This is a genomic window from Streptomyces sp. NPDC038200 (assembly GCF_055600785.1).
This window is the reverse complement of sequence record NZ_JBVJYH010000019.1, coordinates 114,145-134,591: the sequence shown is the minus strand read 5'-3', so window position 1 is coordinate 134,591 and position 20,447 is coordinate 114,145. Positions and strand designations below refer to the sequence as shown.

General features: G+C 71.3%; 19 protein-coding genes. 9 read left to right on the top strand and 10 right to left on the bottom strand.

Annotated features, from left to right (window positions below):
- Nucleotides 1-3 precede the first annotated feature (3 nt).
- The 4 genes from ACZ7KF_RS31640 to ACZ7KF_RS31625 all read right to left on the bottom strand — a co-directional run bounded on the left by ACZ7KF_RS31640 (nt 4) and on the right by ACZ7KF_RS31625 (nt 3,735).
- Complete coding sequence (locus ACZ7KF_RS31640) at nt 4-339, bottom strand: non-heme iron oxygenase ferredoxin subunit (protein WP_471082615.1); 336 nt, start codon at nt 337-339, stop codon at nt 4-6.
- On the bottom strand, nt 336-1,520 hold the full coding sequence (gene sufD / locus ACZ7KF_RS31635; RefSeq protein WP_471082612.1) for a Fe-S cluster assembly protein SufD: 1,185 nt from the start codon (nt 1,518-1,520) through the stop codon (nt 336-338). The genes ACZ7KF_RS31640 and sufD overlap by 4 nt, the downstream gene beginning before the upstream one ends.
- A gap of 62 nt (nt 1,521-1,582) precedes the next feature.
- Nucleotides 1,583-3,004, bottom strand: a complete 1,422-nt coding sequence (gene sufB / locus ACZ7KF_RS31630) for a Fe-S cluster assembly protein SufB (RefSeq protein ID WP_225828092.1) — start codon at nt 3,002-3,004, stop codon at nt 1,583-1,585.
- Nucleotides 3,001-3,735 carry a helix-turn-helix transcriptional regulator gene (locus tag ACZ7KF_RS31625; RefSeq protein ID WP_471082610.1) on the bottom strand — a complete coding sequence of 245 codons (735 nt, stop codon included), beginning with the start codon at nt 3,733-3,735 and terminating at the stop codon, nt 3,001-3,003. The genes sufB and ACZ7KF_RS31625 overlap by 4 nt, the downstream gene beginning before the upstream one ends.
- A gap of 183 nt (nt 3,736-3,918) precedes the next feature.
- On the opposite strand from ACZ7KF_RS31625, the gene ACZ7KF_RS31620 reads away from it, so the two are divergent.
- From ACZ7KF_RS31620 to ACZ7KF_RS31605, 4 genes are all read left to right on the top strand, one after another.
- Nucleotides 3,919-4,734 (top strand): AAC(3) family N-acetyltransferase, encoded by an 816-nt coding sequence (locus ACZ7KF_RS31620; protein WP_471082607.1) that lies wholly within the window; start codon nt 3,919-3,921, stop codon nt 4,732-4,734.
- A gap of 32 nt (nt 4,735-4,766) precedes the next feature.
- The gene (locus ACZ7KF_RS31615; protein WP_471082604.1) at nt 4,767-5,744 is read left to right on the top strand and encodes an ABC transporter ATP-binding protein; all 978 of its coding nucleotides are present in this window, start codon (nt 4,767-4,769) and stop codon (nt 5,742-5,744) included.
- Between the two features lie 50 nt (nt 5,745-5,794).
- A complete protein-coding gene (locus ACZ7KF_RS31610) occupies nt 5,795-6,511 on the top strand; it encodes an ABC transporter permease (RefSeq protein WP_471082817.1) in 717 nt (238 codons plus the stop codon).
- Between the two features lie 148 nt (nt 6,512-6,659).
- Entirely contained in the window at nt 6,660-7,670 is a 1,011-nt protein-coding gene (locus ACZ7KF_RS31605) for a COX15/CtaA family protein (protein ID WP_471082602.1), read from the top strand.
- Nucleotides 7,671-7,711: 41 nt separating this feature from the next.
- Here the strand turns inward: ACZ7KF_RS31605 and ACZ7KF_RS31600 are convergent, their stop codons facing one another.
- From ACZ7KF_RS31600 to ACZ7KF_RS31585, 4 genes are all read right to left on the bottom strand, one after another.
- Nucleotides 7,712-8,449 (bottom strand): nucleotidyltransferase domain-containing protein, encoded by a 738-nt coding sequence (locus ACZ7KF_RS31600; RefSeq protein ID WP_471082599.1) that lies wholly within the window; start codon nt 8,447-8,449, stop codon nt 7,712-7,714.
- 18 nt (nt 8,450-8,467) lie between these two features.
- Nucleotides 8,468-9,574 carry an amidohydrolase family protein gene (locus tag ACZ7KF_RS31595; RefSeq protein ID WP_471082596.1) on the bottom strand — a complete coding sequence of 369 codons (1,107 nt, stop codon included), beginning with the start codon at nt 9,572-9,574 and terminating at the stop codon, nt 8,468-8,470.
- Between the two features lie 181 nt (nt 9,575-9,755).
- Entirely contained in the window at nt 9,756-10,076 is a 321-nt protein-coding gene (locus tag ACZ7KF_RS31590; protein ID WP_225828085.1) for a hypothetical protein, read from the bottom strand.
- Between the two features lie 91 nt (nt 10,077-10,167).
- Complete coding sequence (locus ACZ7KF_RS31585; RefSeq protein ID WP_471082814.1) at nt 10,168-11,157, bottom strand: heme o synthase; 990 nt, start codon at nt 11,155-11,157, stop codon at nt 10,168-10,170.
- A 403-nt stretch (nt 11,158-11,560) separates the two neighbouring features.
- On the opposite strand from ACZ7KF_RS31585, the gene tkt reads away from it, so the two are divergent.
- Genes tkt through pgl form a run of 5 tightly spaced genes read left to right on the top strand, consistent with a single transcriptional unit; the run spans nt 11,561 to nt 18,210 of the window.
- A complete protein-coding gene (gene tkt / locus ACZ7KF_RS31580; RefSeq protein ID WP_471082593.1) occupies nt 11,561-13,648 on the top strand; it encodes a transketolase in 2,088 nt (695 codons plus the stop codon).
- Nucleotides 13,649-13,681: 33 nt separating this feature from the next.
- A complete protein-coding gene (gene tal / locus ACZ7KF_RS31575) occupies nt 13,682-14,800 on the top strand; it encodes a transaldolase (protein WP_471082590.1) in 1,119 nt (372 codons plus the stop codon).
- A 1-nt stretch (nt 14,801) separates the two neighbouring features.
- Nucleotides 14,802-16,340, top strand: a complete 1,539-nt coding sequence (gene zwf, locus ACZ7KF_RS31570) for a glucose-6-phosphate dehydrogenase (RefSeq protein WP_471082587.1) — start codon at nt 14,802-14,804, stop codon at nt 16,338-16,340.
- On the top strand, nt 16,337-17,431 hold the full coding sequence (gene opcA, locus ACZ7KF_RS31565) for a glucose-6-phosphate dehydrogenase assembly protein OpcA (protein WP_471082584.1): 1,095 nt from the start codon (nt 16,337-16,339) through the stop codon (nt 17,429-17,431). Before zwf ends, opcA begins: the two co-directional genes overlap by 4 nt.
- Complete coding sequence (gene pgl, locus ACZ7KF_RS31560; protein WP_471082581.1) at nt 17,428-18,210, top strand: 6-phosphogluconolactonase; 783 nt, start codon at nt 17,428-17,430, stop codon at nt 18,208-18,210. The genes opcA and pgl overlap by 4 nt, the downstream gene beginning before the upstream one ends.
- A 48-nt stretch (nt 18,211-18,258) precedes the next feature.
- Here the strand turns inward: pgl and ACZ7KF_RS31555 are convergent, their stop codons facing one another.
- Both ACZ7KF_RS31555 and ACZ7KF_RS31550 read right to left on the bottom strand, forming a co-directional pair.
- Nucleotides 18,259-19,098 carry a carbohydrate ABC transporter permease gene (locus ACZ7KF_RS31555; RefSeq protein ID WP_225829238.1) on the bottom strand — a complete coding sequence of 280 codons (840 nt, stop codon included), beginning with the start codon at nt 19,096-19,098 and terminating at the stop codon, nt 18,259-18,261.
- Nucleotides 19,095-20,447 (bottom strand): ABC transporter permease, encoded by a 1,353-nt coding sequence (locus tag ACZ7KF_RS31550; protein ID WP_471082578.1) that lies wholly within the window; start codon nt 20,445-20,447, stop codon nt 19,095-19,097. Before ACZ7KF_RS31550 ends, ACZ7KF_RS31555 begins: the two co-directional genes overlap by 4 nt.

Genomic DNA, 20,447 nt, shown 5'->3' with positions numbered 1-20,447 from the left:
GCCTCAGGACTCCTGGGTGAGGGAGACGAGAACGTCGTCCCCTTCGATCTTTACGGGGTATACGGGGACGGGGCGCGTCGCGGGGAGGCCGGACGGCTTGCCGGTGCGCAGGTCGAAGGCGGAGCCGTGCAGCCAGCACTCGATCTGGCAGTCCTCCACCTCGCCCTCGGAGAGGGAGACGTTCGCGTGCGAGCAGATGTCGTGGATCGCGAACACCTCGCCCTCGGTCTTCACGACCGAGACCGGCGTGCCGTCGAGTTCCACCCGCTTCGGGGTGTCCTCCTCCAGCTCGCTCAGCCCACAGGCCCGAACGAAACGGGCACGGTCGAACGACGTCATGCGACCGAGGCCTCCAGCTCTTCCTCGATCTTGGCGAGCAGGCGCTCCTCGATGTCGGCGACACCGATCTGCTGGACCAGCTCGGCGAAGAAGCCGCGGACCACCAGACGGCGGGCCTCGCGCTCCGGGATACCGCGGGCCATCAGGTAGAAGAGCTGCTCGTCGTCGAAGCGGCCGGTCGCCGAGGCGTGGCCGGCGCCGACGATCTCGCCGGTCTCGATCTCCAGGTTCGGCACCGAGTCGACCCGCGCGCCGTCCGTGAGGACCAGGTTGCGGTTCATCTCGTAGGTGTCGGTGCCCTCGGCCTTGGCCTCGATGAGCACGTCGCCGATCCAGACCGCGTGCGCGCTCTCCCCCTGCAGCGCGCCCTTGTACATGACGTTGGACTTGCAGTGCGGGGTGTTGTGGTCGACGAGGAGACGGTGCTCCTGGTGCTGGCCGGAGTCGGTGAAGTACAGGCCGAACAGCTCGGCCTCGCCGCCGGTGCCGGCGTAGGCGACGCGCGGGTGCAGACGGACGAGGTCGCCGCCGAAGGTGACCACGAACGACTTGAAGGTGGCGTCCCGGCCGATCAGCGCGTTGTGCTGGCCGACGTGGACGGCCTTGTCGTCCCAGTCCTGGACGGAGACGACGGTCAGCTTGGCGCCGTCGCCCAGGACGTAGTCGACGTTGGCGGCCAGCACGGCGTCACCGGTGTGGTCGATGACGACGACGGCCTCGGCGAAGGCTCCCAGCTCGATCACCTGGTGGCCGTAGGCGACCCCGCCCTCGCCGTGCACGGCGATGCGGATCGGCTCGGCGAGGACCGTCTCCTTGGGGACGGTGACCACGCCGGCCTTCTCGAAGGACGAGTACGCCTGGGCGGCGACGCGGTCGACGGGGGTGCCCGCCCTGCCGATGCGGGCGTCGTCGCGGCCCACCGTCTCGACGGTCACGCCCTCGGGGGCCCGGACGTCGACCTTCACGCCGTCGCCGGTCGCGACGGCGGTGCCGTCGTGCAGCCCGCGCAGCCGCTCCAGCGGGGTGAAGCGCCACTCCTCCTCGCGGCCGTGGGGGACGGGGAAGTCCGCCACGTCGAAGGACGGGGGCGCGCTCATGCGCGTGGCGACGGTCGACTCGGCGGCCACCGCGATCTGGCCGGCCGTGGTGGACCCGACCGGGTAATTCTGAGCCTCAGCCATGGCTGTCGGTCTGCTCTCTTTCCTACGTCAGTTTCGCTAGCTGGGGTCCGGAAAGCGGGGCGTCAGCCGACCGCGCCTTCCATCTGCAGCTCGATCAGCCGGTTCAGCTCGAGGGCGTACTCCATGGGCAGCTCCTTGGCGATGGGCTCGACGAAGCCGCGCACGATCATCGCCATCGCCTCGAACTCGCTCAGACCGCGGCTCATCAGGTAGAAGAGCTGGTCCTCGGAGACCTTGGAGACCGTCGCCTCGTGGCCCATGGACACGTCGTCCTCGCGGACGTCCACGTAGGGGTACGTGTCGGAGCGGGAGATCGTGTCGACGAGCAGCGCGTCGCACAGCACGTTCGACTTGGATCCGGCGGCGCCCTCGCCGATCTCGACGAGACCGCGGTAGGAGGTGCGGCCACCGCCGCGCGCCACGGACTTCGACACGATGTTGGAGGAGGTGTTCGGCGCCATGTGGACCATCTTGGAGCCGGCGTCCTGGTGCTGGCCCTCGCCCGCGAAGGCGATGGACAGGGTCTCGCCCTTGGCGTGCTCGCCCATCAGGTAGACGGCCGGGTACTTCATCGTCACCTTGGAGCCGATGTTGCCGTCGATCCACTCCATGGTCGCGCCCTCGTAGGCCACGGCGCGCTTGGTGACCAGGTTGTAGACGTTGTTCGACCAGTTCTGGATGGTCGTGTAACGGCAGCGGGCGTTCTTCTTGACGATGATCTCGACGACCGCGGAGTGCAGCGAGTCCGACTTGTAGATCGGGGCCGTACAACCCTCGACGTAGTGCACGTAGGCACCCTCGTCGACGATGATCAGGGTGCGCTCGAACTGGCCCATGTTCTCCGTGTTGATGCGGAAGTAGGCCTGGAGCGGGATCTCGACGTGCACGCCCTTCGGCACGTAGATGAAGGAGCCGCCGGACCACACGGCCGTGTTCAGCGCGGCGAACTTGTTGTCACCGGCGGGGATGACCGTGCCGAAGTACTCCTTGAAGAGCTCCGGGTGCTCCTTCAGGGCGGTGTCGGTGTCGAGGAAGATGACGCCCTGCTCCTCCAGGTCCTCGCGGATCTGGTGGTAGACGACCTCCGACTCGTACTGGGCGGCGACACCGGCGACGAGGCGCTGCTTCTCGGCCTCCGGGATGCCCAGCTTGTCGTAGGTGTTCTTGATGTCCTCGGGCAGGTCCTCCCAGGACTCCGCCTGCTTCTCCGTGGAACGCACGAAGTACTTGATGTTGTCGAAGTCGATGCCCGACAGGTCCGAGCCCCAGTTCGGCATGGGCTTCTTCTCGAACAGCTTCAGGCCCTTGAGGCGCAGCTTCGTCATCCACTCCGGCTCGGACTTCTTGCCCGAGATGTCGCGGACGACGTCCTCGTTCAGGCCGCGGCGCGCGGACGCACCGGCCACGTCGGAGTCGGCCCAGCCGTATTCGTACTTGCCCAGGCCCTCGAGTTCGGGGTGAGCAGTCTCCGTGGGGAGAGTCATGCGGGGTTCCTCCCGGCCGTGCTTGCAGGTGCGTCAGTGGAAATCTTGGGAATGAACGTCGTGCAGACGCCGTCGCCGTGCGCGATGGTCGCCAGTCGCTGGACGTGCGTACCCAGCAGCTCGGCGAAGATCTCCGTCTCCGCCTCGCACAGCTGGGGGAACTGCTCCGCGACGTGGGCGACCGGGCAGTGGTGCTGGCAGAGCTGCTCGCCGACCGGTGCGCTGCGCGCCGTAGCAGCGTACCCGTCGGCGCTCAGGGCCTTGGCCAGCGCTTCGGCGCGCTTGTCGGGACTCACGGCCTCGACCGCCTCGCGGTACGCGCCCGCCTGGGCGGCGATCCGCGCGCGGGCGAAGGCCGCGATCGCCTCGGCGCCGCCCTCGCGCTCGGCGATCCAGCGGAGCGCGTCCGCGGCGAGCTTGTCGTACGACTGGTCGAAGGCGTCCCGGCCGCAGTCGGTGAGCGCGAAGACCTTGGCGGGGCGGCCACGCGTGCGCGTGCCGTACACCCGCTGCTCGCGCGCCTCCACGACGTCGTCGGCGACCAGTGCGTCCAGATGACGCCGGACGGCGGCCTGGGTGAGTCCCAGCCGGCCGGCCAGCTCGGCGACGGTCGACGGCCCGTGGTCCAGGATCGACCGCACGACCCGGTTGCGCGTCGAGCGCTCACCGGTCGCCAGCTCCTCCTGAGCGGCCCCCGTGGGGGTCTCCCGAGCCTCTCCGACGTTTTTCACAACGCCATTGTTGCGTAATTCCGCGGAGCCTGACAAGCGGCGTCGGGATCAACGACGGTGCCCTGCGTCACTTAGGCATACCTAATGTGACCTGCGGAAACGATCTTCTGATCGATCATTTCCGGCCTCTTCCCCGCCCGGTACGGTGGCGGTCCCAGGCCCCGTCCGGAAGACTCCCGAACCATGCCCGCACCCCCTCCGACCGGCCCTCTTGTCACGCGCGACGCCATCGCCGCCCAGCTGCGTCTGCTGGGTGTCGAGACCGGCGAGACCCTCCTCGCACATTCCTCGCTCAGTTCCCTCGGCTGGGTGAACGGAGGCGCGGTCGCCGTCGTCCAGGGACTTCTCGACGCGCTCGGCCCCACCGGCACGCTCGTCGTCCCCACCCAGACCGGCGACCAGTCCGATCCGGCCCTCTGGGGGAACCCGCCGGTGCCCGAGGAGTGGTGGGACCGCATCCGCGCCACCATGCCCCCGTACGACCCGCTGATCACCCCCGCGCGCGGGGTCGGCGTCGTCCCGGAGACCGTACGGACCTGGCCCGGCGCCCTGCGCAGCGCGCACCCGCAGACCTCCTTCGCCGCGCTCGGCCCCCGCGCGCGGGAGATCACCGACGGCCACGCCCCGGACTGCCGGCTCGGCGAGCGCAGCCCGCTGGCCCGGCTGGAGCGGCTGGGCGCCCGGGTGCTGCTGCTCGGCGCGGGCTACGACGCCTGCACCGCCTTCCACCTGGCCGAGTACCGCATACCGGCGCCCCGGGTGGAGGTCGGCCGGCCCGCTCCCGGCGGCGGCTGGGAGACGGTCGTCGAGGTCTCGATCACCTCCGACCGGTTCGACGAGCTGGGACACGACTTCGAACGGGACCGGCCCGTCGTCCGCGGACGGGTGGGCGCGGCCGACGCCCGGCTGTTCCCGCTGGCCGACGCCGTGGCCTACGCCGAACGGTGGCTGCCGCTGCACCGGCCCCGCGTGGCGGACTTCCCGCCCCCGCCGGTCTGACCGGCGCACCCTCTTCCCTAGACTCTGGATCCATGCGAAGTGAGCCCGCCCGCCCGTCTCCCGACGACCACCCCTCGACGAGACGCTTCGCGCCGCACCCGGTCGTGGAGATCCAGGGCCTGGTGAAGCGGTACGGCACGAAGACCGCGGTGGACGGCCTCGACCTGGTGGCCGGGCCCGGCGTGACCGCCGTACTCGGCCCCAACGGCGCGGGGAAGACCACCACGGTCGAGACCTGCGAGGGGTACCGGAAGCCGGATTCCGGCACGGTGCGCGTCCTGGGCCTCGACCCGGTCCGGCACTCCGCCGAGCTGCGGCCCCGCATCGGCGTGATGCTCCAGTCCGGCGGTGTGTACTCGGGCGCCCGGGCCGACGAGATGCTCCGGCACATCGCGAAGCTGCACGCGCATCCGCTGGACGTCGACGCCCTCGTCGAACGCCTCGGCCTCGGCTCCTGCGGGCGCACCGGCTACCGCCGGCTCTCCGGCGGCCAGCAGCAGCGGCTCGCGCTCGCCATGGCCGTCGTGGGGCGCCCGGAACTGGTGTTCCTGGACGAGCCGACGGCCGGCCTCGACCCCCAGGCCCGCCGGGCCACCTGGGACCTGGTGCGGGACCTGCGCGCCGACGGCGTCTCGGTGATCCTCACCACGCACCACATGGACGAGGCCGAGCAGCTCGCCGACGACGTGGCGATCATCGACGGCGGCCGGGTCGTCGTCCAGGGCTCCCCGGAGGAGCTGTGCAAGGGCGGCGCCGAGAACACCCTGCGCTTCACCGGCCGCCCCGGCCTCGACGTCGGCTCGCTGCTCAAGGCCCTCCCGGCCGACTGCGCGGCGGCCGAGCTGACCCCGGGCTCCTACCGGGTCGTCGGCAAGGTCGACCCCCAGTTGCTGGCCACCGTCACCTCCTGGTGCGCCCAGCACGGAGTCATGCCGGACCGCATCTCGGTGGAACGGCACACGCTGGAGGACGTCTTCCTGGAGCTGACCGGCAAGGAGCTGCGCTCGTGACCACCACGGGTACGTACACCCCCAGGCCCGGAGCCGCGCCGCTCCCCCGGATGATCGCGGCGCAGGCGGCGCTGGAGACCAGGATGCTGCTGCGCAACGGCGAGCAGCTGCTGCTGACGGTCGTCATCCCGACCCTGCTGCTGGTGCTCTTCAGCTCGGTCGACATCGTGGACACCGGCAAGGGCGAGGCGGTCGACTTCCTCACCCCCGGCATCCTGGCCCTGGCCGTGATGTCCACGGCGTTCACCGGCCAGGCCATCGCGACGGGCTTCGAGCGCCGCTACGGCGTGCTGAAGCGGCTCGCCTCCTCGCCGCTGCCCCGCTGGGGCCTGATGACCGCGAAGACGGCGTCCGTGCTGGTCACGGAGATCCTCCAGGTCGTGCTCCTGACGGCCATCGCCTTCGCGCTGGGCTGGTCGCCGCACGGCAGTCCCGCCGCCGTCCTGCTGCTGCTCGTCGTCGGCACCGCCGCCTTCTCCGGGCTCGGCCTGCTCATGGCGGGCACGCTGAAGGCGGAGGCCACGCTGGCCGCCGCCAACCTGGTCTTCCTGCTGCTGCTCGTGGGCGGCGGGGTGATCGTGCCGCTGGAGAAGTTCGGCTCGGCGGGCGAGCAGGTGCTCGGGCTGCTGCCGATCTCCGCGCTGTCGGACGGCCTGCGGGACGTGCTCCAGCACGGCGCCGGCATGCCGTGGGCCGACCTGGGCGTCCTCGCCGCCTGGGCGGTGGCCGGACTGGCCGCCGCGGGGAAGTTCTTCCGCTGGGAGTGACCCGGTCACCCGCCCGGGAGCGACTCGGACGCGCCCGGGAGCGCCCCGCGGACCCGCCCCGGAGTGACCCGGTCACCCGCCCGGGAGTGCCCCTGGGACGCGCGCGGGAGGTGACCCTCGTGAACGCGTGCACAAGCGGCGGCCTACGATGGTGGGCGTGCCAAAGCTGAACCGCGCCGATGCCCAGGCGGCCCTGCGCAACCCGCTCGCCTTCATCGCCGACCGCTGGACCCCGGATCCCCGGACCGTCCAGCGGGCGGCCCTCGCCGCACTCGTCATGTCGGTGGCCATCGTCGTCACCGGCGGCGCCGTCCGGCTCACCGGCTCGGGCCTCGGCTGCCCGACCTGGCCCACCTGCACCGAGGACTCGCTGACCACCACCCGGGCCATGGGCTTCCACGGGGTCGTCGAGTTCGGCAACCGCATGCTGACGTACGTGCTGTGCGCCGCCGTCGGCTGGGCGATCATCGCCGCGCGCGCCCAGAAGCCGTGGCGGCGCGGCCTGACCCGGCTGGGCTGGGCGCAGTTCTGGGTGGTCATGGGCAACGCGGTGCTCGGTGGCATCGTCGTGCTGGTCGGCCTCAACCCGTACACGGTCGCCGCGCACTTCCTGCTCTCCACGGCGCTGATCGCCATCGCCACGGCGATGTGGCAGCGCACCCGGGAGGGCGACGCGGCGCCGCGTCCGCTGGTCGGCAAGGCGGTGCAGCAGCTGGTGTGGTTCCTGGTGGCCGCGTCCGTGCTGCTGATCGCGGTCGGCACGGTGGTGACCGGGGCCGGGCCGCACGCCGGCGACTCCAGCGAGGTCGAGCGCATCCCGATCGACTGGGAGACGGTCGCCAAGCTGCACGCGGTGCTCGCCTGGATCGTGGTGACGCTGACGTTCGCGCTGTGGTTCGTCCTGAAGGCGGTCGACGCGCCGAAGGGGCCGCTCTCCCGGACGCGAGAGCTGTTCCTCGTGCTGCTCGCCCAGGGCGTGATCGGTTACGTGCAGTACTTCACGCACCTGCCCGAGGTCCTGGTCGCCCTCCACATGCTCGGCTCGTGCCTGATCTGGATCGCCACCCTGCGTGTCCTGCTCTCGCTGCGCGAGCGCCCGGAGGCCACGGTGGACCTGCCGGTCCCCTCGGCCGAGGCGACGGTCGGCACGCGCGCGTGAGCCACTCGCACGTCGCGTGAGCCACCCGTACCTCGGGGGACTCACCCGTACGTGGTGACGAGCGCGTCGATCGCCGGGCCCAGGTAGGCGCGGGTCAGCCCGGCCCGGCGGGTGAGCCAGTCGTCGGTGGCCGGGGCGGGGGTGTCGTAGCGCCGGCGGGCGACGTCCTCGACGACCTCGGCCGGCGCCCCCAGCGCCGGCAGCTCGGCGAGGGCCTCCCGTTTGGAGATCAGCCGCCCGTCCCGCAGGGTCACGGTGGCCCGGGCGAAGGTCAGCAGCCCCAGGTCCACCCAGACGTCCTGCCGCCACAGCCGGGCCTTGTCGACGGCCGGGCGCCAGAAGGTCCGCTGGTCGCGCACCACGAAGCCGTTGAGCTGGCTCTCGGGCACCGGCGGGAGCAGCCCGGCCGGCGGCTCACCGTCCAGCACCCGGCCGAAGTCGTGCAGCTCGCGCCGGGTGACGGGGGTGACCGGACGGCGCAGCGCATGTCCGTGCGCCCAGGTGAAGTGCGAGCGGTCCGGGTCGTCGAGGGTGGCCGGGGTGAGGTAGCTGCAGTGGAGCTTCGCCGCGAGGGGTTCCCGGCGCAGCCTCCGGTGCAGCACCACCAGCCGCCGTACGGTCCCCAGGGTCAGGGGGCCCGGCAGGACGGCGATCAGGTCGAGGTCGCTGCGGCCCTCCTGGTAGTCCCCGCCGGCCAGTGAGCCGTGCGCCCAGAGTGCACGGAGCCGCAGCGGCCGCAGCGCGTCGTGGAACTCGTCGAGCAGGGTTGCGGTCGTCATCCGCCCAGTCTCGGCCGGTCATCCGAGTCCGTACACCCGGCGCGCGTTGCCCGCCGCGATCAGCCGGGCCACCCGCTGGGCGTCCTCCGGGGACCAGGCGCCCTCCGCGACCCAGTCGCCCAGAACGCGACCCAGTGCCTCGCGGAAGAGGTGCGCGCCGACGACGTGCAGCTCGGGCAGGCCCTGGGCGCCGGTGGAGAAGAGGATCTTGCCGAAGGGGGCCAGCTCCAGGATCTCGGCGAGGACGGTGGCCGCCCGGGCGCCGGTGCGGACCAGCGCGGCGCCCGAGTCGGCGTAGACGTGCGGGAAGACCCCGGCGAGGTGGGCGGCGTGACGGTGGTACGGATAGCCGTGCAGCAGGATCAGGTCGGTGCCGAGGCCGGCGGTGGCGCGGACGAAGTCCGTGAGCAGCACCGGGTCCGTACGGTCGATCCGGGAGCCGGGCTCGCCGAGGCCCGCGTGCAGCTGCAGCGGCAGGCCGGAGGCGACCGCGATCCACAGCAGGTGCCGCAGCAGCACGGCGTCGGTGAGCGCGCCGCCCACCCGCCGCCCGGCCAGCCAGCGGCCCGCCGCGCCGCGCACCTCCCCCGGTCCCGGCGGCTCCGGCGCGAGGGCCAGGCCGTGCCGCAGGCCGGCGACGGAGGTGAAGGCGACGGCGGTCGAGGCGGCTCCGTGCACCGACTCGGCGAGGTTGGCGAGGAAGGACTTCACGGTGCCGGAGGTGTCGGCGACCTGCTCCGCGAGCAGCTCCAGCCGGACGATCTCGTGGGCCGGCGCCGCCCCGGCGGAGGCCAGCTCGGCGGGGCTGGTGAGATCGCCGGGCAGCCCGGTGTCGACCAGGTACGTCGTGATGCCGCTGCCGCGCAGGAGCCTGCGGCCCGACTCCAGGACGCCGAGTTCCCGGCGCCGGGCGAGATAGCGGGCGGGTGGGCAGTGCGGTTCCAGGCCGAGTATCGGGGGGCACCAGCGCCGGACGGCGAAGCCGGTCTGGGTGTCGAACAGGGTGGTGCCCGGTGCGGGCGGCCCCTCGGTGCGGGCCAGCTGGGCCTCGAAGGTGCCGAGGCCCAGCTCGGTGCGGAGTACGCCGTGGCAGTACTGGTCCACGAGGGACGGCGTTTCGATCATTCCGGCTCCCCGTGGGACGCGTGGGCGCTGCGCTGGCCTACCCGTCCTAACGGGTGAACGGGGTTCGAGGTCGCGGTGCGGCCCGGGAGCGCGCGCGGCCGGCGGCCACCGGTGCGCCGTGGTGATCGCGCCCGCGCGGCGAAACCGCGCAGGGCCCCGCGCCCTTCGGGGGCGCCTCGTCTCAGCCGCCCAGCTGGATGCCCGCCATCCGCTTCCACTCGTACGGCCCCGTGGTCACCTTCGCGGCGAACTCGCCGTCGAAGGACTCGTGGACCGTGATGCCGGCCTTCTCGACCGCCTTCTCGGCGATCTCCGTGCTGGGGGCCACCAGGTCGCCCCAGCCGCCGTCCTCGCCGACGAGGACGATGCGGGCGCCGCGTTCGCCGATGTGGGCCACCTGGCCCTCCGCGCCGCCGTGCGCCTTCGCGAAGGCGCTGATCTGATGGGCGAGCCGGGACACCTTGCGCTCGGCCCGCGCGTCAACCTGCTGCGTGTCTGCCATGGCCAGGATGCTACCGACGGGTAGATCAAACGGCGACGGGAGGGGTGCGTGGCCTTGACCACGCACCCCTCCCGTCGGGGGCAGAGGGGGTTCAGCGCAGGAACGGATCCACCGCGACCGCCACGAACAGCAGCGACACATAGGTGATCGACCAGTGGAAGAGCCGCATCTCCTTGAGCTTCGCGCCGGTGACCTCGGCCTTGGCCCGGTTCTGCAGGCCGTGCGCCTCCCACAGCCACCAGCCGCCCGCCGCGAGGGCGACCAGCGTGTAGAACCAGCCGGTGTAGCCGAGGGGGGTGAGCAGCAAGGAGACGGCGACCATCACCCAGCTGTAGATGACGATCTGCTTGGCGACGACCTTGTTGGAGGCCATGACCGGCAGCATCGGGACGCCCACGCGCGCGTAGTCGTCCTTGACCTTCATGGACAGCGGCCAGTAGTGCGGCGGGGTCCAGAAGAAGATCACCAGGAAGAGGACGACCGGCGCCCAGGAGAGCGAGTTCGTCACGGCCGACCAGCCGATCAGCACCGGCATGCAGCCCGCGATGCCGCCCCAGACGATGTTCTGCGAGGTACGCCGTTTGAGGATCATCGTGTAGACGACGACGTAGAAGAGGAGCGCTCCGAGCGAGAGCCAGGCGCTCAGCCAGTTGACGGTGATTCCGAACAGCAGCGTCGAGACGACCGCGAGGGTGATGCCGAAGGCGAGGCACTCGCGCGGACTGACCATGCCGGTCACCAGCGGACGCTGGGAGGTGCGGTCCATCAGGGCGTCGATGTCCCGGTCGATGTACATGTTCAGCGCATTGGCGCCGCCCGCCGACAGGTAACCGCCGACGCAGGTCAGCAGCACCAGCCCGAGATCGGGCACGCCCTGCTGCGCGAGGAACATCACCGGCACGGTGGTGATGAGCAGCAGCTCGATGATCCGTGGCTTGGTCAGCGCCACGAACGCCTTGACACGGGCCCCGAACGGCCGATGAACCGGGCCCTGGCTCGCACCACCGAGCACACCCTCCCCCAGGGCCTTGATGGCCTGGGAGGTGCCCCCAGGACGGGATTCGACGGCCGTCACGCACACCCCTGACAGAGACATCCCAGCAAGCCTCCCCGTGTGAAGTCCCGGTAAAGGCTCGCGCGTACCACGCCACTTTAGACGTTGCCCATACCCCGGCCTTCGCGGGGGTGGGGTCGTGTTGGCGGGACCGGCTTGACAGGCGTACAGAGACTCGATCCGACGTGCGTGCGGAGGCTCGATTGAGCAGTCAGATGAGCGGCTCCGTATTCATGTGCCAAACGCCGTCTCGGCCAGTCGGGAGGCGGATCGCACGGACTCCCGGCAGTCTGGAAACACTCGAAAAAACGCACGTCCTCACGGGGGTAGGCTCGACAGCGGCCGGTGGGCGGACAAGCCCTCCGGCGGCCGGGTGGGCGCATGCCCCGACGACCGGCGACCGACATGTGGAGAGGAGCCCTGACCCAGGGTGAGCACCAAGCCGACCACCACAGACCTTGAGTGGACCGAGCTGGACCAGCGGGCCGTGGACACCGCCCGAGTCCTGGCCGCAGACGCCGTACAGAAGGTCGGCAACGGCCATCCCGGTACGGCGATGAGCCTGGCCCCGGCCGCGTACACCCTCTTCCAGAAGGTGATGCGGCACGACCCCGCCGACCCGGAGTGGGTCGGCCGCGACCGCTTCGTCCTGTCCGCCGGGCATTCGTCCCTGACCCTCTACACCCAGCTCTACCTGGCCGGCTTCGGCCTGGAGCTGGACGATCTGAAGGCGTTCCGGACGTGGGGTTCCAAGACCCCGGGTCACCCCGAGTACGGGCACACCAAGGGTGTCGAGACCACCACCGGCCCGCTGGGCCAGGGTGTGGCCAACGCGGTGGGCATGGCGATGGCCGCCCGCTACGAGCGCGGTCTGTTCGACCCCGAGGCCCCGGCCGGCGAGTCCCCCTTCGACCACTTCGTCTACTGCATCGCCGGTGACGGCTGCCTCCAGGAGGGCATCTCCGCCGAGGCCTCCTCGCTCGCCGGTCACCAGAAGCTCGGCAACCTGATCCTGCTCTGGGACGACAACCACATCTCGATCGAGGGCGACACCGAGACGGCCGTCTCCGAGGACACGGTCAAGCGGTACGAGGCCTACGGCTGGCACGTGCAGCGCGTGGAGGCCCAGGAGAACGGCGACCTGGACCCGGCGGCGATCTTCGCCGCGATCCAGGAGGCCAAGGCCGTCACCGACCGGCCGTCCTTCATCGCGATGCGCTCGATCATCGCCTGGCCGGCCCCGAACGCGCAGAACACCGAGGCCGCGCACGGCTCGGCGCTGGGCGACGAGGAGGTCGCGGCCACCAAGCGCGTCCTCGGCTTCGACCCCGAGCAGAGCTTCCAGGTCGAGGACGACGTCATCACCCACACCCGCAAGGCGCTGGAGCGCGGTGCGCAGGCGAAGGCCGAGTGGGAGAAGTCCCTCCAGGTGTGGCGGGACAGCAGCCCGGAGCGCGCCGCCGAGTTCGACCGGATCGCCAAGGGCGAGCTGCCCACCGGCTGGGAGGAGAAGCTCCCGGTCTTCGAGCCCGGCAAGGCTGTCGCGACGCGTGCGGCGTCCGGCAAGGTGCTGCAGGCGCTCGGCGCGGTGATCCCCGAGCTGTGGGGCGGCTCCGCCGACCTCGCCGGGTCGAACAACACCACCATCGACAAGGACAGCTCGTTCCTGCCGGAGGGCAACCCGCTGCCGGAGGCCAACCCCTACGGCCGCACGATCCACTTCGGCATCCGTGAGCACTCCATGGGCGCCGAGATGAACGGCATCGCCCTGCACGGCAACACCCGCGTCTACGGCGGCACCTTCCTGGTGTTCTCCGACTACATGCGCAACGCCGTGCGCCTGTCGGCCCTGATGCACCTGCCGGTGACGTTCGTGTGGACGCACGACTCCATCGGCCTCGGCGAGGACGGCCCGACCCACCAGCCGGTCGAGCACCTGGCCTCGCTGCGCGCGATCCCGGGCCTGAACGTCGTCCGCCCGGCGGACGCCAACGAGACCGCGATCGCCTGGCGCGAGGTCCTGCGCCGCTGGACCAAGGAGTTCGGCAAGGGCCAGCCGCACGGCTTCGCGCTCACCCGCCAGGGCGTGCCGACCTACGAGCCGAACGAGGACGCGGCCAAGGGCGGCTACGTCCTGTTCGAGGCCGAGGGCGGCGAGCCCCAGGTGATCCTGATCGCCACCGGTTCCGAGGTGCACGTGGCCGTCGAGGCGCGTGAGCAGCTCCAGGCCGAGGGCGTGCCCACCCGGGTCGTGTCCATGCCGTCCGTGGAGTGGTTCGAGCAGCAGGACCAGGGGTACCGGGACTCCGTGCTGCCGCCGTCCGTCAAGGCCCGAGTCGCCGTGGAGGCGGGTATCGGGCTGACCTGGCACAAGTACGTGGGGGACGCCGGCCGCATCGTTTCCCTGGAGCACTTCGGTGCGTCCGCCGACGGCAAGGTGCTCTTCCGCGAGTTCGGCTTCACCGCCGAGAACGTGGCCGCGAAGGCCCGGGAATCCCTCGCCGACGCCCAGCGCTGACGCTCACATACGACACGTAGGAGATGTAATTCCATGACAGACGCACTCAAGCGCCTCTCCGAGGAGGGCGTCGCGATCTGGCTGGACGACCTGTCGCGCAAGCGGATCACGTCCGGCAACCTCGCGGAACTGATCGACCAGCAGCACGTCGTGGGCGTCACCACCAACCCGACGATCTTCCAGAAGGCGATCTCCCAGGGCGACGGCTACGACCAGCAGCTGTCGGACCTGGCCGCCCGCAAGGTCACCGTCGAAGAGGCCATCCGCATGATCACCACGGCGGACGTCCGCGACGCCGCCGACATCCTGCGCCCCGTCTTCGACGCCACCGACGGCAAGGACGGCCGGGTCTCCATCGAGGTCGACCCGCGCCTCGCGCACAACGAGAAGGCGACGGTCGCCGAGGCCAAGCAGCTGGCCTGGCTCGTCGACCGCCCCAACACCCTGATCAAGATCCCGGCCACCCAGGCGGGTCTGCCGGCGATCGCCTCGACGATCGGCCACGGCATCAGCGTCAACGTCACGCTGATCTTCTCCCTGGAGCGCTACCGCGCGGTCATGGACGCCTACCTCACGGGCCTGGAGAAGGCCAAGGAGCGCGGCCTGGACCTCTCCAAGATCCACTCCGTGGCGTCCTTCTTCGTGTCCCGCGTGGACTCCGAGATCGACAAGCGCCTGGCCGACATCGACACCGACGAGGCCAAGGCGCTGCGCGGCAAGGCCGCCCTCGCCAACGCGCGCCTCGCCTACCAGGCGTACGAGGAGGTCTTCTCCTCCGACCGCTGGAGCGCGCTGGAGGCCGCGGGCGCCAACAAGCAGCGTCCGCTGTGGGCGTCGACCGGCGTGAAGGACCCGGCGTACCCGGACACCCTGTACGTCACCGAGCTGGTCGCGCCGAACACGGTCAACACCATGCCGGAGGCCACGCTGGAGGCCACCGACGACCACGGCGAGATCACCGGTGACACCGTCACCGGCACGTACGAGCAGGCTCGTGCCGACCTCGACGCGCTGGAGAAGCTCGGCATCTCGTACGACGACGTCGTGCAGGTGCTCGAGGACGAGGGCGTCGAGAAGTTCGAGGCGTCCTGGAACGACCTGCTCAAGTCGACCCAGGCGGAGCTCGAGCGCCTGGCCCCTTCGGAGGGCTGAGTTGTCACCCGTTTCCGGTTCCGGAGCGAACCCGCTTCGTGACCCGGCCGACCGACGGCTCCCGCGTATCGCGGGGCCGTCGGGCCTGGTCATCTTCGGCGTCACGGGCGACCTGTCGCGCAAGAAGCTCATGCCCGCGGTGTACGACCTCGCCAACCGGGGTCTGCTGCCGCCGGGCTTCTCGCTGGTGGGCTTCGCCCGCCGCGACTGGGAGCACGAGGACTTCGCCGAGGTCGTGCACGACGCGGTCAAGGAGCACTCGCGCACTCCCTTCCGTGAAGAGGTCTGGCAGCAGCTCATCCAGGGGATGCGCTTCGTGCAGGGCACCTTCGACGACGACGAGGCGTTCGAGCGGCTGCGCGCCACCATCGAGGAGCTGGACAAGGCACAGGGCACGGGGGGCAACTTCGCCTTCTACCTGTCGGTGCCGCCGCGCTCCTTCCCTGTGGTCATCCAGCAGCTGAAGAAGCACGGTCTGGCCGACCAGAGCAGCGGCTCCTGGCGCCGGGCCGTCATCGAGAAGCCGTTCGGCCACGACCTGGCCTCCGCCGAGGAGCTGAACAAGGTCGTGCACGAGGTGTTCGAGCCGGAGCAGGTGTTCCGGATCGACCACTACCTCGGCAAGGAGACCGTCCAGAACATCCTGGCGCTGCGCTTCGCCAACACGATGTTCGAGCCGATCTGGAACCGGTCCTTCGTGGACCACGTCCAGATCACCATGGCCGAGGACATCGGCATCGGCGGCCGGGCCGGCTACTACGACGGCATCGGCGCCGCCCGGGACGTCATCCAGAACCACCTGCTCCAGCTGATGGCCCTCACCGCGATGGAGGAGCCCGCCTCCTTCGGCGCGGACGCGCTGGCCGCGGAGAAGGAGAAGGTGCTCGGCGCCGTACGGCTGCCGAAGGACCTGGGCAGCAGCACCGTGCGCGGGCAGTACGCGGCGGGCTGGCAGGGCGGCGAGAAGGTCATCGGCTACCTCGAAGAGGAGGGCATCGACCAGAAGTCGAAGACCGACACCTACGCGGCCGTGAAGCTGGAGATCGACAACCGCCGCTGGGCGGGCGTCCCCTTCTACCTGCGCACCGGCAAGCGGCTGGGCCGCCGGGTCACCGAGATCGCGGTGGTCTTCCAGCGGGCCCCGCACTCCCCGTTCGGCTCCACCGCCACCGAGGAACTGGGCCAGAACGCCATCGTCATCCGCGTGCAGCCCGACGAGGGCGTGACCGTCCGCTTCGGCTCCAAGGTGCCGGGCACCTCGATGGAGATCCGGGACGTCTCCATGGACTTCGCCTACGGCGAGTCGTTCACGGAGTCCAGCCCGGAGGCGTACGAGCGCCTGATCCTGGACGTGCTGCTGGGCGACGCCAACCTCTTCCCGCGCACGGAGGAGGTCGAGCTGTCCTGGAAGATCCTCGACCCGATCGAGGAGTACTGGGACAAGCACGGCAGGCCCGCGCAGTACAAGTCGGGCACCTGGGGGCCGGCCGAGGCCGACGAGATGCTCGCACGAGACGGACGGAGCTGGCGCCGGCCATGAAGATAGACCTGACCGGCACCACCGCCGGCGAGATCAACAAGGCGCTCGTGCGGGGCCGCCGCGCCATCGGCACCCCCGCCGTCGGCATGGTCCTGACCCTCGTCATCGTCACCGACGAGGAGAACGCCTACGACGCCCTGAAGGCCGCCAACGACGCCTCGCGCGAGCACCCCTCGCGCACGCTGGTGGTCATCAAGCGGGTCTCCCGCTCCCCGCGCGACCGTACGTCCTCGCGTCTCGACGCCGAGGTGCGGGTGGGCGCGGAAGCGGGCACCGGCGAGACGGTCGTCCTCCGTCTCTACGGCGAGGTCGCCGACCACGCCGACTCGGTGGTCCTGCCGCTGCTGCTGCCGGACGCCCCGGTGGTCGTGTGGTGGCCGGTGAACGCCCCGCTCGACCCGGCCAAGGACCCGCTGGGCGCGCTCGCCCAGCGCCGGGTCACCGACACCTACGCCGCCGAGCAGCCGGTGCGGGAGCTGTCCGCCCGTGCCGCGGCCTACACGCCCGGCGACACCGACCTGTCCTGGACCCGGATCACGCCGTGGCGCTCGATGCTCGCCGCGGCCCTGGACCAGGTCACCTGCAAGGTGACGGCCGTCGAGGTGGAGGGCGAGGAGTTCAACCCGAGCTGCGAGCTGCTGGCGATGTGGCTCGCGGACCGGCTGGACGTCCCGGTGCGGCGCTCGCTGTCGTCCGGCCCCGGTCTGACGGCGGTCCGGATGGACACCAGTGAGGGCCCGATCGTGCTGGACCGGGCCGACGGCTCGCTGGCCACCCTGGCCATCGACGGTCAGCCGGCCCGCGCGGTGGCGCTGAAGCGGCGGGACACCGCCGAGCTGATCGCGGAGGAGCTGCGCCGGCTGGACCCGGACGACACCTACGCGTCGGCGCTGCGCTTCGGCGTGGAGCGGCTGAGCACGGTTCCCGGGCAGGCCTCCGCGGAGGTTTCGCGGGAGGCCGCGCGGGAGTCCGCGAAGGCCGGGCCGGCAGCGGAGCCCGAGCCGGTCGAGGAGGCCGCGAAGGCACCCGCGAAGAAGGCGGCGGCCAGGACCGCGAAGAAGGCTCCGGCGAGGAAGGCGACGGCGAAGTGAGCACTCCACAGCTGGTCGTCCACCACGACAAGGAGTTGATGGCGCAGGCCGCCGCGGCCCGCCTGATCACGAAGATCGTGGACGCGCAGGCCTCCCGGGGCGCCGCGTCCGTGGTCCTCACGGGCGGTCGCAACGGCAACGGCCTGCTGGCCGCGCTGGCGGCGGCTCCCGCCCGGGACGCCATCGACTGGGGCCGCCTCGACCTGTGGTGGGGCGACGAGCGCTACCTCCCCGAGGGCGACCCCGAGCGCAATGTCACGCAGGCCCGCGAGGCCCTGCTCGACTCCGTACCGCTGGACCCGGAGCGCGTGCACGCCATGCCCGCCTCCGACGGCCCGTACGGCGCCGACGTCGAGGCGGCGGCCGAGGCGTACGCGGCGGAGCTGGCGAAGGCGGCCGGTCCGGAGAACCACGGATCGGTGCCGACCTTCGACGTGCTGATGCTGGGCGTCGGCCCGGACACCCACGTGGCCTCGCTCTTCCCGGAGCTGCCGGCCGTGCGGGAGACCGAGCGCACGGTGGTCGGCGTGCACGGCGCGCCCAAGCCGCCGCCCACCCGGATCTCCCTCACCCTCCCGGCGATCCGCGCGGCCCGCGAGGTCTGGCTCCTCGCGGCCGGCGAGGACAAGGCCGAGGCCGCGGCCATCGCCCTGTCGGGCGCGGGCGAGATCCAGGCCCCGGCGGCGGGCGCGTACGGCCGCTCCCGCACGCTGTGGCTGCTGGACTCGGCGGCGGCGTCCCAACTGCCGCGATCGCTGTATCCGCCGGCGTCGCCGTGAGCGTCGGGCGTGCATAGCGGCGGCGGGGACCTCGGTCCCCGCCGCCGCTCATTTCACGGACCCCGCCATCACGCCCTGCACGAAGTGCCGCTGGAAGGCGAAGAACACCACCACCGGCACGATCAGCGACAGGAACGCGCCCGGCGCCAGGACATCGATGTTGCTGCCGAACTGGCGTATCTGGGACTGGAGTTGCACGGTCAGCGGCTGGGACGAGCTGTCCGCGAAGAGCAGGGCCACCAGCATGTCGTTCCAGACCCACAGGAACTGGAAGATGGCGAGCGAGGCGATGGCCGGGCGGCCCACCGGCAGCACCAGCCGGGTGAAGATGCGCCACTCGCTGCCGCCGTCCATCCGGGCCGCCTCCAGCATCTCCTTCGGCATCTCCGCGAAGTAGTTGCGGAGCAGGAAGACGGCGAAGGGGAGGCCGTAGGCGACGTGGAAGAGGACGACGCCGGGGATGGTGCCGAACAGGCCCAGCGCGCCGAAGAGTTTGGCGACGGGCAGCAGGCCGATCTGCACCGGCACCACCAGCAGGGCCACCACCAGGAGGAACAGGGGCTCCCGGAGGGGGAAGTCCAGCCAGGCGAAGGCGTATGCGGCGAGGGCCGCGATGACGACGACCAGGGTGGTGGCCGGCACCGAGATCAGCACGGTGTTCCAGAAGGCCTGGGTGATGCCCGCGTTCTTCAGCAGGGCCGAGTAGTTGTCGAAGGACAGCTGGCCGGGACTGGCCAGCGCCGTCCACCAGCCGCCCTTGGCGGTGTCCTGGGCCGACCGCAGGGAGGACAGGAACAGACCCGCGAGCGGGGTCAGCCAGACCAGGCCGATGACCACGAGGAATGCCTGGACGAGACCGTTGCCCAGGCCGCGCCGCACGGCGTTCATCGCTGACTCCTTCGGAAACGGCGGACGTTGAAGACCATCGCGGGGACCACCAGGAGCAGGAGCAGCACACCGAGGGCGCTGCCGAGGCCCTGGTCGTTGCCGCCGCCGAAGGACACCAGCCACATCTGCGTGGCGAGGACGGTGGCGTCCTCCTGCACCGGGCCGGGCGCGATGATGTAGACGAGGTCGAAGACCTTCATCACGTTGATCACGAGGGTCACGAAGACCACGGTGAGCACGGGCGCGAGCAGCGGGACGGTGATCCGGCGGAAGATCTGCCACTCGTTCGCCCCGTCCATCCGGGCCGCCTCCAGCGCGTCCCGGGGAAGCGTGGAGAGGCCGGCGCCGATCAGGACCATCGCGAAGCCGGTCCAGATCCACAGGTACGCGCCGATGATCGCCGGGGTGACGAGGGCCGGGCCGAGCCAGGAGACGCCCTGGTAGGGCGGGGCGAAGTTCGACTCCGGGAGCTTCACCGTGTACGAGCCGTCGTGCAGCCCGGTGAAGCGGAAGGAGCCGTCGGCGGCGGAGGTCGTGCTCGCGACCGTCTCTCCGTCGCGCACCGCCTCGACCTTCATGCCGGGCAGGCCGCTCTCCCGCCGGTCCACCTTGCCCTGGGTGCCTCCGCCGCCCGGGGTGAAGTCCAGGTAGACGACACCGCGCAGCTCACCGGGTCCGGCCTTCGGCGGGGCGGACGCGGCGGGCCGGGCCCCGGCGGGCAGGTCCTTGGGCAGGACGCCCACCATCGGGAGCGTCACCGCCTCGCCCGGGGTGGCGGTCGTACGGTAGGAGCCGTCGCGGTCCTGGGTGAGCAGCCCGGTACGACCCCGGGCCGTCGGGTAGGCCGACGTGCCCTCGAAGGCGTCGTGGACGGAGACGACGGCCGCGTTGAGCACGCCCTTGTCCGGGTCCTGGTCGTAGGCGAGCCGGAAGATGATGCCGGCGGCGAGGAAGGACACCGCCATCGGCATGAAGAGGAGCAGTTTGAAGGCGGTGGCCCAGCGGACCTTCTCCACCAGGACGGCCAGGATCAGGCCGAGGCCGGTGAGCAGGGAGGGGGCGACGACGACCCAGATGGCGGTGTTGCGGACGGCCTTCAGGGTGGCGGGGTCGCGGAAGATCTCGGCGTAGTTGCCGCCGCCGACGAAGCGGGTGCCGGAGGCGTCGAAGAGGCTGCGGCCGACGGAGAACAGCACCGGGTAGACGACGAGCGCGCCGAGCAGGAGCAGCGCGGGGAGGACGAAGAGGAGGGCGATCAGCCGGACGGGCCGCCGGCCGCGGCGCTCGCGCGCCGGGCCGCCGGCGGCCCGCGGGCCCGCCTGCTGTTTCACGACAGTGGTGGCGGTCAT